This is a genomic window from Flavobacterium sp. KH_001, assembly GCF_057840745.1.
In genome coordinates, this window is record NZ_CM174520.1 from 2,528,264 (window position 1) to 2,542,034 (window position 13,771).

A 13,771-nucleotide genomic window follows, 5' to 3' on the forward strand; every position below is an offset into this window, starting at 1 on the left:
GCAATAATTATCGCGAAGAATAACGAAATAGTCTTTAACGAAAGAATGTTAAACAAATGAAAAAATTATATTTAAATATAATAATATTCATTCAATTTTTTATTGGTTGTGGGAAATCAGAAGTTCCTAAAATTGACCTTAACAATGTTATACAAAATGCTGAAATTTTAACTTTCAATGATTTGACTAATTCTCAAAAAGAGAAATTAGAATATTGTTGTCATTATTATCCAAATAATTGGAGAGATGGAGTTGAATACAAAAAAGAAGATGCTTATTTTGTCAAAGCAAAAATTGACAATAAGCTTTTAGCAAAACTAACAGAATCAAATGCTTTTTCAGAAAAAGATTTATTGAGTAACAATGAACTTTATCTTTATGGTAAATATCATAATCGCTGGAGATTTATTTCAGTAGAAGGAGATAAAGTCATCGAAACTGAAAAATTTGAAGGACATAGAACTTTCGAAGTTATTAGAAATAAAAATATTGATGAAGTTATAATTGGTCCATTACCAAAAAAACCTCAAAAAATGTATATTGAAATAAGTGATTCAAAAAATTATCCAAATTTGAGACCTGAGTTTAATATAAAGTAAGTACTGCAAAAATCGTTTGGTAAGTTTGGGATTTTGATACTTAATTTGGAGTTGGTTTGCACTTGGAATGATTTAGAAAATACTAATATGGATTAATTTAAGCAAACTTGTTGTAGTCCCAGAACTCAGCTGTATTATTATTAAAACACAAAAAATTTGAATACAAAAAAGGAAATTGAAAGGCATCATTTGACAAGTTTTATCTCAAATGAAAAACTTAAACTTTTAGTTTATGGAATTGAGGATTCTGAAACACCTGATTTCATTGCCAACATTGATAAAAAATTAATTTCAATCGAACATACGAGATTGATAAATCCATATTTAAAAAAAGTTGAGCAGTATCGAGAACGAATAATAAAAAATGCTCGGATTAAATTTGAGGAAAAATATTCTGCAAAATTGTATTTGTTAGTGACTTTTAATAATATCATTCTCAAATCTGGAAAAGTAGCAGAACAAAAATATACAGACGAAGTTTTTACTTTAATTGAAAATATATATTTATGTAATAAGAACTATGAATTTATAATTCATTCTAAAAAACGAAAAGCAAGGGTGTCAGAATTAATTGAAAGTTTCTCTGTTGACAATACACGGAATTTTAGTAATTGGCAACACTTCGGTGCCTATTTAGTGGATTGGATAGATATGGAATGGCTAAAGGAAGTGATTAAAAATAAAGAAAAAAATATTGAAAAATACCAAAAAGAGTTTCATGAAAATTGGTTATTATTAGTTTCTGACTTCGGAACGAAAGCTTCATCTCATCGATTTGATAGAATTGATTATTCAGAAATTAAAACAAAATTTGACAAAATTTATTTATATAGTTTTAGAGCAGACAAAATTGAAATATTGAAATAAGTAATACTGTTAACAGCTATATCCTAATTTAGGCAATTAGCTTAATGGGAAGTTCGTTTTGCATTTGAGATGATTAGGCAAATCCGAAAATAGTGGTTAATAATATTCTACTTTATTTCCAAATTCTTACTTAGTTAATTTTTTATATTTCTTATTTGTCTTTACTTTAAAAAGAGTCTTTCTAATGCTCATAGTGGAAATACCTACACAAAATATTTACTTAGGCAATATAGATAATCATAAGAATGTTCTGAAAATTATCTTATATTGTCTTTTCAATCCAAAAGACAAACTATCCCTAAAAACCACAAAAAAATGATTAGCCATTTAAAATTTGATGAATTTCTAAGATCGGTTTCTATTAGCAAGGACAACACATATTCTATGCTTATAGGTGCAGGTTGCTCAATAACTTCGGATATTCAATCAGCGTACGATTGTATTTGGGAGTGGAAAAAAATTATCTATAAAAGTAATAATCCAAATACTCAAGACTGGATTGAAAACTATAAAAGCCCTAAAACACAAGATGTAATTCAAAAATGGCTGGATAATCAGGGTAATAATCCTGAAAAGGATAATATAGAGGAATATTCATTCTATGCTAAGAAGTGCTTTCCAATTGATGAAAATAGGCGTCAGTACTTTCAAAAAATATGTGCTAATAAAAAACCTTCTGTTGGATATAGAGCTATTCCATTATTGGTAAAACAAGGCATGTTAGATTCTATTTGGACTACCAATTTTGATGACTTAGTAAATGTAGCTTGCATTGGGGGCGGTGTACAAGGAATCGATATTTCTTTACAAACAGTAAATAGAATCAATCAAAGAAATCAATCAAAAAATGAATTACCTATTATAAAACTTCATGGGGATTTTAAATATGGAGATCTAAAAAACACATCCGAAGAATTGCAAAATCAGGATGAAACTTTAAGAAGTAAATTACTCGATTATTTATCTGATAAAAATCTAATTGTTATTGGATATAGCGGTCGAGATAATTCGTTAATGGAATCTTTAAAAGAAACCTACTCAAAACCTGGTGCCGGAATTTTATTTTGGTGTGGCTACGGTAATAGTCCATCTAATCAAGTTAAGGAGCTTTTGAAATTTATAAAAGATAAAGGAAGAAGTGCTTTCTATGTTTCTACAGAAGGATTTGATAATACAATGTTAAATCTTACTAAGCATGTTATTGAAGATGATGATAATTTGAAAGAAGAATTTAGAGAGTTAAAAAAGAGTATCATTAATAAAAATACAACTACTCCTTTTACACTGAACCCTGAAAGAATAAACAAAGTATTAAAAAGCAACCTATTTCCCATTACATTTCCAAAAGAAATATTTGTTTTCAATGCTACTTTTGACAAAAACCCATGGGAATTAGTAAAAGAAAAAACGTTAAGTGATTATGAAATCTCAGCTATTCCTTTTGAAAAAGATATTTGGGCTTTTGGAACTGCTAATAACGTATATGAAAAGTTTGCAGATATAATTAAAGGAGAAATACAGAGGAAACCTCTTACGGATATTAGATTATATAATCACAATATAAAATTCTTACTGCTCTCATCCTTATGTAAACTTTTTTCCAAAACATACAATTTAAAAACTGATTTCAGAAGCAAAATCTGGGATGAATCAAGTTATAAAACAGTTCATAACCAAAAGGTATATAATGCGATAAAAATTGATCTTGTAAAAATTCAAGAACAATCCTACTTATCTCTAAATCCTGATTTTCAATTGGCAGACGATAATGTTCCCAATGATATTAATCAGCAAGTTGGCTTGGAATTCTTTCACAAAATTTACAATGACAAGTTTAACGATTACATTAATATTTGGAGAAAAAAAATATTAGAGACTACATCTTATGAACTTCCTCTGAATTCGGGTACTGGATTTGTATTCAAAATTTCTAAAAACCCTATTTTTACTAACATTGATGACTTGAATAGTAACTATACTAATGAACATAATATCCCTATAAATATGATAAAATTGAAGGGTGTTCAATTTAAGGAAACTAACTTGTTATTTTCTAGTCAAAATGGCGATAAAGTTGTTAAAGAGACTCATCCTATGAGAGGACTTGTCAATCATAGCCCTTTTGATAAAGGATTAAGTAGTTTAAAAAATACAACTATCAATCTGGGTATTGTTTGTCCACAGCAAGACTCAGAGAATTTTTATACATTTTTAAATAAACAGAATCAAGAAATTAAAAATGTAAATATTAAAGATCAATATGTTATTGATTACAAAGGATTTCATAATACTTATGGACTTAGCCTTAATATACCAACCACATCATCCCCTAACTGGGAGATGACGAATGAACCAGTTAGCAGAGATTCTAAAGAAATCATTCATGAAATAAAAAACAATATCTGTGACAAAATCAATAAGTTATGTTCTATTGGAGGCCAAAAAACAATAGTGATTTTTATTCCAAAAAGATGGGACAATTTTGTTCATTACAATGATGCAGTTGAATCATTTGACTTACATGACTACATTAAAGCTTTTTGTACAGAAAAAAAAGTAACTTCTCAACTTATCAGGGAAAAAACAATACTTGACAATAATTTAGAGTGCCAAATAAATTGGTGGCTTTCTTTATCCTATTTCGTTAAGTCATTTAGAACTCCTTGGGTAATCGATAATACTGATAACAAAACTGCTTTTGCTGGTATAGGTTATAGTGTAGAGAGTAAAAAAGAAGATAAAGGACATATTATATTAGGCTGTAGCCACATTTATAGTTCAAATGGGGAAGGATTAAAGTATAAATTATCAAAAGTTAATGACAAAATAGAATGGATTAAAAAGAAACCACATTTAAGTTATGATGATGCTTACGAGTTTGGAAAAAATGTAATTAATTTATTTTATGAATCAATGAATGAAGTACCTAAAAGGGTTGTCATCCATAAAAGAACTTTCTATACAGAAGACGAAAAACAAGGAATTTTAGATAGCCTTCACGACAATAAGAAAATTGAAAATATAGATTTAATTGAAATCAATTTTGAAGATACTATAAGGTATGTATCAAGTAAAATATACAATCGTGAAGCCAAAATTGATGGATATTCTGTTTCAAGAGGGACTTGTATTCTTTTAAATGAAAAAGAAGCATTACTTTACGCACATGGAGTAATTCCATCTGTAAAAAATCCTAGTTACAATTTTTATCCAGGTGGAAGATACATTCCTAAACCATTAAGAATAATAAAACACTATGGAGTAGGTAGTTTAGAACAAATCGCTAATGAAATACTTGGGCTTACCAAAATGAATTGGAACTCTTTAAATATGTATTCACAAATGCCCGCAACTATTGATTCTTCCAATAAAATAGCTAAAATTGGTAAACTAATAGAAAACAGAGATAAAGTTGAATATGACTACAGATATTTCATTTAAAAAAATATTAGCTAGATAATCTAAATAGAATAATTACCATAATTGAGTAAAGCTATGAGTTTTAAACCAACTATTGAACAAAATCAAATTTTTAACTTCTTTAAAAATGGAAAAGAAAATGGTATGATTGATGCAGTAGCAGGGTCAGGAAAAACTAGTACAATAATAAATGGTATAGATTACATTGATAAAAAAAACAAAATTCTATTTTGCGCTTTTAATAAAAAAATTCAAGAAGAAATTAAACAAAAAACAGTCAATAAAGAAAATGTGATTGTTAAAACTACTTATGCATTAGGACTTAGTATCCTAAAATATCATTTTGAAATATTTACTAGAAGTCCAAACCTTGATAAGTCAAAATATTTTAATATTTTAAATGAACAATTAAGAAAAAATAAGTCTAATAACTATGTTGAGGAAACAAAATTCACAAAGTATTTTGAGAAAATAAAATTTATATATTACCAAGAGAAGAAACAAGAAGAGCCAGATATATTTTATAAGACATTTTATTCAAATTATTACAGACTTGTTGATTTATTAAGATACACATTAAGCTATGCAAAAGGTGAAAGTTCATTTCAAAGATTAGTAGAAAAATATGCTATTGATATTGATCAGAAAAACACTCAATTACTTGAATTGTACAGAAAATTAGTTGAGTTAGCCATAGGAGAGGGAAATATAAAAGCAAAATTATTAGGTATTTACGACTATGCTGATATGATATTCTTACCATGTGAGTTTAAATTAAGTTCACCTGATCAATTTGATATTGTATTTGTTGATGAATGTCAAGATTTATCAAACGCACAATTAATAACTATAACTAAATATCTTAAAAAAGGCGGAAGATTTTTTGCAGTAGGAGATCCATTTCAATCAATATATGGTTTTGCAGGAGCTTCGCCTGAATCTTTTAACAACATCAAAACATTATATAACCCTAAAATGTTTAAACTCACAAATTGCTTTAGGTGTTCAAGCGATATCGTAAAATTAGCACAAGAGATTAGACCTGACATTACTACTACTAACTCTTTTAAATCTAGTATAATAAAAATAAAATTTGATGATATAATTAAATATGTACAAAAAGGAGATTTTGTATTATCTAGACAGAATTGTAATTTGTTTGAAGTAGTTTTCAAACTTTTATGTCATAATATCAAATGTAAAATCATTGGTAAAAAAGAAATTCTTAAATCTCTAAAAGATATAATTGATAATAATAAACTATATAGTGAAAAATATTATGAAGAGTTACCTGATCACTTACAAAAGATATATAAGATTGCTGAAAATAAATTAGGCAATAATCCTGCTAATTATGAAAAACTGGAAAATCTAGGAGATAGTATTAATATCCTTGAATCATGTTTTTTTCATAACCAAAATGCAAAAACACTAAATGATTTATTTGACTATATTGAAAGTTTAATGAATTGTGAGGATGAAGATTCTGTGATACTATCATCAATACATCGATCAAAGGGATTGGAGAAAAAAAATGTTTTTATAATTGGTTATAATGAACTGCCCATAAAAAAAGAAAACATGTTAGAATGGCAATTATATCAAGAAAAATGTCTTAAATATGTTGCTATTACAAGAGCGGAAGTCAATCTTTACCAAACAGAAAGCCCTCCTGATAAAAATGACACTCTTGTTTTACAAGATGCAATCTTAGATCAACCTTCATTGATTGATATTAAAAGCTCGGATTAATTTTCCCCTGCATCTGTTCTAGCATCGGAACATTTAAAAAAAAACAGGACGTATCATAGGAGCAAAATTACTTAAATTGTTAGTAAATACAAGTCACCTGATATTTTGCCAAAAACGTAAACTTAACAATAAATGTTTCCGTTTTAAGTAAACTATTTGTAAATTTGTGAAATGACAATTCAAGAAACTTCTTCGGGAAAAATTTACAATGTAGAAATTCTGCCAGTAGAAGATATTGATTTTAAGTCTATAGATAAAAAACGCTTTTTTTTCGATTGGAAGACTGAAAGGGCTTACGAAATCTATAAGTTAAAAATTATCAATTCAAATGATATTTTAGGAATTATTTCTTTGGAAAGAATACCCGAGGAATGGAGAGTCCATATTAGGCTTCTGACTGTTTCATTAGAAAATAAAGGTTCAAATAAGATATTTGACAATATTGCTGCAAACTTAATTACCCATGCTGCGAAAATTGCAGTAGCAGAATATGCAGAGTTAGCCTGCGTATCACTCAAACCAAAAAGTAATATTGCCCAGCATTATATCGACAAATACAATATGAATATAACCGGAATGACTTTGAGTCTTGAGGTTCCGGAAATTTTAAACTTGATAAACACATACGATAATGAATAAGAAAGTAAATATTGAAGATATTGAATTTGGAGTAGATTCAAGATACAAATCAAATTCAGAACGTGATACTGATGGAGCGGCTTTAATGGAAGCACGTTTACAACGAATTAAAAACTTACCCATAGATCAGGTTATTCGTGCCAAACTATTACAATTAAAATTAAAAATGGAAGCTTATATAAGCAAACCGACTTATGATAATCACCACTATTTTTCAGAATTCTTATCGGCATATATTGATACTATTTACAATAAGAGAAGTAGTTTTGCAAAAGATATTGATATAACTCCAGTAAGTTTAAGTCAAGTCATAAACAATCACAGAGAACCTAAAGAAGAATTTATTCTGAAGTTAATGATACATTCTGAAAAAACATATCAGAATGTTTGTGAGTTCCATAAAAAGACATGGTTTCAGGTTTATTTTCATGAAAAAATTTGCGATACTATGTCAACACAAGACAAATGGAGGCCAAAAATTGAAAAGCATGTAAAATTTAGTGAATCTCTAAAGTTAGAAACTGTAGATAACAGCCGATAACCAAACAGATAATAGCAATTATTCTTTTAAGTTCTAATTGAGTTACTTTTATTAACGTTAGAATCTCAGAGATTAAAATTACTTACAGATTTATTAAGATCTATTACAAGAGTCATAATAAATTTACTTATTACAAAAAAAGCCTTTTCGGAAAAATCGGAAAGGCTTTTTAAGTAAAGTAAAGATTGAATTATTTTTTCGACTCCTCGATAGAAACTTTTCTAAACTCTTTTAATAGTTTTTCAATTTCTAAAGTTGATTTACGAGCTCTCGCTCCAGCTGCTTTAACACCTTTTTCAATTAGTAAATCCGATTCTGTTTTAAATGTTTCGATTTCGGCGTTTATTTTAGCTACTAAATCTTTCATGATATGTTTTTATTAAATTAAGGCAGCGAAAATAAAACTTTGCTTGTTATATTGCAACTTTGCTGCAAAAATTAAAAACGTTTTTAATTCATAATTATTATAGGAATTATTTATTCAAAGAATCTTATTTTCCTGAGACATCTTATTTAGTTCTTCAATAAAATAAGACGTTGGACAGCCAGCTTCTGCAAAAAAAGCCTGAGTAAATGTTTTAGTACTGCTAAAGCCAACTTCTTCAGCCAATGCACTATTAGAATATTTCCTTATTTTACTATCTTCTTTTAATAACTTTATTAGATAATTGATTTTAAGATCAGCGATATATTTCACAAATTTCTTTCCTCTGTATTGATAAATTATCTGTGATAAATATTTTGGATTGGAATTGAAAGTAGCGGCAAGCTTTGCGGAAGTCAGGTCCTTTACTAGAAATTTTTTATCCTTTTCAAATTTTTCCAATTGCTTAAGTATATCTGCAATAGTATCTTTATTTATATTTCCAATTCCATTACTTACATTTTTGACTTCCACTTTAGAAACTGCCTCATTTTTTGCCATCAATTCCTCAAATTTTTGCCTGTAGATATTCTTATTTCTGATATGCCTGTAAGCAATGAATGATACGATTAAAAATAATACTAATACGATACCAGTAAAAATGAAATCATTATACTTCCTCTTATTAAACAAATCTTCAATATCCTGCTTATCTTTTAGTAATACTTTCGTGTCATACACTTTGTGAACTCTGCCGGAAAGATAGATGAACTTGTTGTCTAATATACTGTCTGCCTTTAGTAGCTTATCCGTATAATAGAGCTGTTGATGAAGATCTTTTTTAGATTTATAATACTTTAATAGTAATTCGTAGTTCTGCCGTAAATCCGGACGTATATACCCTTTATCATCAAAAATCTTGTCAACTTTAAAAAAATATAGCAAAGCTATTTCAGGTTTGTGAAGATTCCAGTAGCTTTTACCAATATAAAAATATCCAACAGACTCATTACCAAAATCTTTATTTTTCTTTATGGATGGAATCGCATAATTAATTTTTTTTATAGCTTCTGCATAGTTGTTTTTAAAGTACTGATTGATGCCTTCTGAATGAATAAAGTAATCTTTCACTTCATTATTGTCTAATCTTATTCCTTCCTGAATACCTTTTTCATTTATTTCAGAACACAAGCCATAATTACCAACCCTGTTATAACACAAACCAAGTAAATGCAATGAATTCAAATATGCTCTTGAATTATTTTCTTTAAAATAATCAATACATTCGTTATAAAGAGAAATTGCCTCATCATAGAATCCGAGATAATACTTTACACCTGCAATATTATATTTAACTTTATAAGTTAGATACTTGTCGCTGGTTTTCGAAATATAATTATCGGCTGCAAGATAATTATCAAGAGCATGTTTATGTTTTTTCTGTCCATAGTAAACAATTCCTTTTGAAAGATAAGCAGAGCCAATAAGAGCATTATAATTGGCTTTTTTAGCAGTATAAATCATACTGTCAGCATATACCAATTTTAATTTTTCAGGAGAATAGAATAAATAATTTTTATATCCATTTACAATTTCCTTGGAATTTTTATCCGTTTTTGCCTTGTTCAAAAAGTATTGAAGATAATATGCTTGTTTTATTTTATCCTCAGCCGTAGCTTCTATACGTTCAAAAAGGTAATCATAATTTTTTCTTTGAAGCGTATCGGAAATTTTCGATTCCATTTCCTGCGCATACAATTGATTTCCAAAGCAAAGAATTGCTAATAATATATAATTTTTAATCATAAGTTAAATTAAAAAATGAGACATTATTTGAAATGAAAATGCATTTTTATCAGCTAAAAACACTATAGAGTAAATATAATATTGTGTTTTGTTTAAAACAGCATCATTAATAACGTAATACATTGATAATTAGTGTGGTTTTGATTAAAAAAGGTATGTCGATTTTCGGAAAATCGATATCCTAAATTCGGAAAATCCACATACAACGTTTTGCAAATCAAAAATTCTACTTCTAGATTTGTCTTGAATTCAATAGCAAAAAACATTTGGCATCGTGCCGGATTAAAGTTCTGCTAACCCGGGTGAAATGAACTGACTGAAAAAAAACAGTCTTTACATTTAACACTTTTAATCATGAAAAATCTTTTATTATTGCTAGTTGTTTTAGCATCACTACTTGTTTCTTGTACCAGTGAGAGTATTGATAATACTAAAATTTTAGATGATGGTCTTCTTGAAAATAAATCTAAAAAAACGGCAAAACTGCTTCAGAACCTGAGTCCTGAAAATCCGGCTAATGAATATGACATAGCAGGTAAAATACATAATGACATCCTTGATGTTTACTTGTCTGGAAATTATACTTTCAATACGATTGCTCAAATCAGCCAAAAAGTAGATTCTATCTCGGTTCTGAATAACAATCTATTAAATATGGCAACAAGTCTTCCCTGCAACTTTCAGGAAATTCAAGAAACTGTCGATGGTCCTCAAATAAAATTAGAGCAAGCGATTGTAAATTCCTCAATGACAAATGCCGCTAAAATTTCTCTTTCCAACTTTATGGATTCTATACTGTTATGGGAAACTAATGAATATGCTATCATTCATCAATCCATAATCTCATTCGAGGCGTCCGTTATATCTAACACACAGTTTAGCAATGAGGATAAGAGGATTATTCTCACGACTTCCTCTATCGCAAGATATTCATCGTATTATGCTAAAGAACGTAAAGATAAGGATTGGGAAGCTTCTGTTGGAAATCGTGTTGGAGCGGTACAGGGTGCAGTAGCAAATTCTTCAACTGCGATTAATAAATCAATAGTGACAGGACTCATAATTCAAAATCTCCTAACGCAATAGTTATGTATATAACTGAGTCGATTGAAAAACAATTGCAATATGTGTATTGCGTGTTTTTGATTCTTTTCAATATTGTGAGCCTTTATTTCATCATAGATCTATTATCCTATGATGAAATAATAGGCTATTTAACCGACGGCGGGATAAAAACTGATTCTCCCAGAAAATTGGCATATCTATTTTTTGTAAACGGCATTTCAAATTTATTGTTCGTTTGCGTTTCATTGATGGCCAGATTATTCGATAAGTAGTACTTACTAGAACAATTAAATTAAACATTTTAAAGCGCTTATTTTGGCATCTCTAAAATCAAAATATAACCCATCAGGCTTACAAGTCTACATCTTTGAAACGTTCACCTCCAGAATTGCTTTTAAAGAATCAATTATATTGAATCGATTTACCGTTTTGATTATAAATTCCGGAGCAGTATGCCTGTTGATCAACAGTAAAAAGATTCATTTATTTATTAATGAACTAATCGTTATTCCAAAAAAGTCTATCTGTGAAGTTTTGATAATGACCAATCAATTGCAAATATGCCAGCTTTCATTCTCATCAGAGTTTGCTTTTGCTAATAGTATAAGATGGCCGCACATAGGATATTTTGAATTTTTTGTTGCAAAAAATACTTCCAAGATTTTTCTCAAAAATAAAGAAATTGGATTACTTGTAGATCTCCTTAAATTAATCAATAGTAAGGTCAGAAGTTCAAATAAGAATATTTTGAAAAAGGAAACATTGCTTTTGAGTTTTAATCTTTTCCTTTATGAACTTGCTGTAATATATTATCGGTCATCTTGGTATGATAATGTCAAACATACTGGAAATGAAAAAATAGTTATGCATTTTTTTAGGTTATTAGAACTACACTGCAGAAAAGAACACAGTGTAAAATTCTATGCAAATATCCTAAATGTTACTGTAGGGCATCTTACTAAAACTGTCAAACAGGTTACGGAGATCACAGCGAAACAATGCATTGAAAATGCAATCATTCTGGAGGCCAAAATCTTGCTTCAAAATAATGATTTAACCATTTTATATATTTCAGAAGAACTGAAATTTGCCAATACTTCTTTTTTTAGTACTTTTTTTAAGAAGCATACTTCCCTGTCTCCTTCTGAATACCGTTTACGATTAAACTTCAATTAAATACTAATATAATAAATGTTTTGACCGGGTTAAGAATGTTCTATAAGCATTGATTTAGAGTACTGTCGATTGTAAGTCGGGAGGAATATTTACTAAATAAAAGTAAAAGAAATGACTCAAACCTATCTTTTAGAATGGATGGACTTAACGGTAACTTCAACCCTTAATCCCAACAAAACGGACCTTACTCTGATTTCTCCAATTCAATCAAGAGAGATTATTGAAAAAGCGAATGAACAAACATTTTTTATTCAGTCACAGTTTACTATACAGGTTTTTTCACTTACTAAAGAGAAACAGATAAAAATCTTAGTTGGAAATTATTATTCTACATTACTATTTCTTTTAGATAAAATCACAGAAATAAATAATAGTAATGATTTACACAGGGATACTCTAAAAGAAGTAACAACTACTTTAATATCCTGTTTGAATGAATTAATAATTTTTGTAGAATCAAGATTCGCAAACTATTTAACTGCACCTTTTCAAATTGTTGAAAGGAAGACAAATAGTCCTATAGTAATGAATGGGCTTTCTGGTAAAGTTTTATGTAAACTTTCAACCGATCAAACGGCCTTAATATTAAGGGCATCAGATGAATTAAAAATTCTTATTTCAAAATCGATGAATCATTTATTCAAAACAATCGTTCCTTTTCTTTCCACTCCAAACAAAGCAGATCTGTCTTATAATGCCATGCGGAGCAAAGCTTATGTTTTTGAAGAAAGGGATAAGCAGATAGCTATTGAAACATTGGAACGCATGATCAAACAGATCAAAGAATATTAATTAAATATTACTAATTTAAAATTTAAAAACATGAAAAAGCTATCTTATATTTTAACTACAGTGATTTTAATAATCACAGGCTGTCAGCCTAAAAAACTGGATGAGAATTTGGCTACTGCCCTTATTCTGGAAAAAAATCATTACCCTACTATTGTAGGCCATGATATTTTCTGCGGTGATCCCACACATGCTTATACCATTTTTAAATCAGGACTCGTAGAAAAAGGATTTGTGAAGGTACTTCAAACCAGAAAATTTGGCGATACAACGGCTTTTGTTAGTTTTACTCCTGCAGCAAAACCGTACTTACTACATACACCAGCAGATGATAAAATAAGTAAAATACAGCGCGTAAAAGTAGCTGATGAAGAATTTGGAGCAATTGCAGCAATAAGGATGATGAGTTCCGGTAATAAAGCAATTGTAGAATATACTACAATTCGAAGAAAGAATGTTTTTGCTGTTGCTATTAAAAATGGTTTGAAAGATACACTCAATCATGAAGTCTATTTTATACGAAACGATAATGGCTGGAAGCTCATGGATAAAAAGTCAGAACTTGAATTTTTATCTTATTAGAATAGGATCAACGATTCAAAAATAATCTATTTCATCATCAATTTGGCCTCCCCACTCGGGAGGCTTTTATTTTTCTTCCATTTTTTTTAATTTTTTATTCTTGATTTTACTGGGGGTTCAATGGGGTACAACTGGGGTACAACAAAAAGTTGTACTTGTATCAGTTTTATC

Annotated in this window: 12 protein-coding genes; 10 read left to right on the forward strand and 2 right to left on the reverse strand. The window is 28.8% G+C overall.

Annotated features, from left to right (window positions below; genetic code table 11):
• Positions 1-56 precede the first annotated feature (56 nt).
• The 6 genes from AC3ITQ_RS10870 (at position 57) to AC3ITQ_RS10895 (ending at position 7,818) form a co-directional block, all read left to right on the forward strand.
• On the forward strand, positions 57-599 hold the full coding sequence (locus AC3ITQ_RS10870) for a hypothetical protein (RefSeq protein WP_489238696.1): 543 nt from the start codon (positions 57-59) through the stop codon (positions 597-599).
• 156 nt (positions 600-755) lie between these two features.
• The gene (locus AC3ITQ_RS10875; RefSeq protein WP_489238698.1) at positions 756-1,466 is read left to right on the forward strand and encodes a hypothetical protein; all 711 of its coding nucleotides are present in this window, start codon (positions 756-758) and stop codon (positions 1,464-1,466) included.
• A gap of 315 nt (positions 1,467-1,781) precedes the next feature.
• Positions 1,782-4,907, forward strand: coding sequence for an SIR2 family protein (locus AC3ITQ_RS10880; protein ID WP_489238700.1), 3,126 nt, complete (start codon positions 1,782-1,784; stop codon positions 4,905-4,907).
• A 54-nt stretch (positions 4,908-4,961) separates the two neighbouring features.
• Positions 4,962-6,638 (forward strand): UvrD-helicase domain-containing protein, encoded by a 1,677-nt coding sequence (locus tag AC3ITQ_RS10885; protein WP_489238701.1) that lies wholly within the window; start codon positions 4,962-4,964, stop codon positions 6,636-6,638.
• A gap of 171 nt (positions 6,639-6,809) precedes the next feature.
• Positions 6,810-7,277: an N-acetyltransferase gene (locus AC3ITQ_RS10890; RefSeq protein WP_489238703.1), complete on the forward strand. Its 468-nt coding sequence runs from the start codon at positions 6,810-6,812 to the stop codon at positions 7,275-7,277.
• Complete coding sequence (locus AC3ITQ_RS10895; protein ID WP_489238704.1) at positions 7,270-7,818, forward strand: hypothetical protein; 549 nt, start codon at positions 7,270-7,272, stop codon at positions 7,816-7,818. Before AC3ITQ_RS10890 ends, AC3ITQ_RS10895 begins: the two co-directional genes overlap by 8 nt.
• Positions 7,819-8,008: 190 nt before the next feature.
• Here AC3ITQ_RS10895 and AC3ITQ_RS10900 read toward each other — a convergent pair whose 3' ends face one another.
• Both AC3ITQ_RS10900 and AC3ITQ_RS10905 read right to left on the reverse strand, forming a co-directional pair.
• Positions 8,009-8,185: a histone H1 gene (locus tag AC3ITQ_RS10900; protein WP_489238706.1), complete on the reverse strand. Its 177-nt coding sequence runs from the start codon at positions 8,183-8,185 to the stop codon at positions 8,009-8,011.
• Between the two features lie 114 nt (positions 8,186-8,299).
• On the reverse strand, positions 8,300-9,988 hold the full coding sequence (locus AC3ITQ_RS10905; protein ID WP_489238708.1) for a helix-turn-helix domain-containing protein: 1,689 nt from the start codon (positions 9,986-9,988) through the stop codon (positions 8,300-8,302).
• A 354-nt stretch (positions 9,989-10,342) separates the two neighbouring features.
• Between AC3ITQ_RS10905 and AC3ITQ_RS10910 the strand changes: the two genes are divergently transcribed.
• From AC3ITQ_RS10910 to AC3ITQ_RS10925, 4 genes are all read left to right on the forward strand, one after another.
• Positions 10,343-11,074 carry a hypothetical protein gene (locus AC3ITQ_RS10910; RefSeq protein WP_489238710.1) on the forward strand — a complete coding sequence of 244 codons (732 nt, stop codon included), beginning with the start codon at positions 10,343-10,345 and terminating at the stop codon, positions 11,072-11,074.
• 294 nt (positions 11,075-11,368) lie between these two features.
• On the forward strand, positions 11,369-12,229 hold the full coding sequence (locus AC3ITQ_RS10915; protein WP_489238712.1) for a helix-turn-helix domain-containing protein: 861 nt from the start codon (positions 11,369-11,371) through the stop codon (positions 12,227-12,229).
• Positions 12,230-12,340: 111 nt separating this feature from the next.
• Positions 12,341-13,021, forward strand: a complete 681-nt coding sequence (locus AC3ITQ_RS10920) for a hypothetical protein (protein WP_489238714.1) — start codon at positions 12,341-12,343, stop codon at positions 13,019-13,021.
• 30 nt (positions 13,022-13,051) lie between these two features.
• The gene (locus tag AC3ITQ_RS10925) at positions 13,052-13,600 is read left to right on the forward strand and encodes a hypothetical protein (protein ID WP_489238715.1); all 549 of its coding nucleotides are present in this window, start codon (positions 13,052-13,054) and stop codon (positions 13,598-13,600) included.
• Positions 13,601-13,771 lie beyond the last annotated feature (171 nt).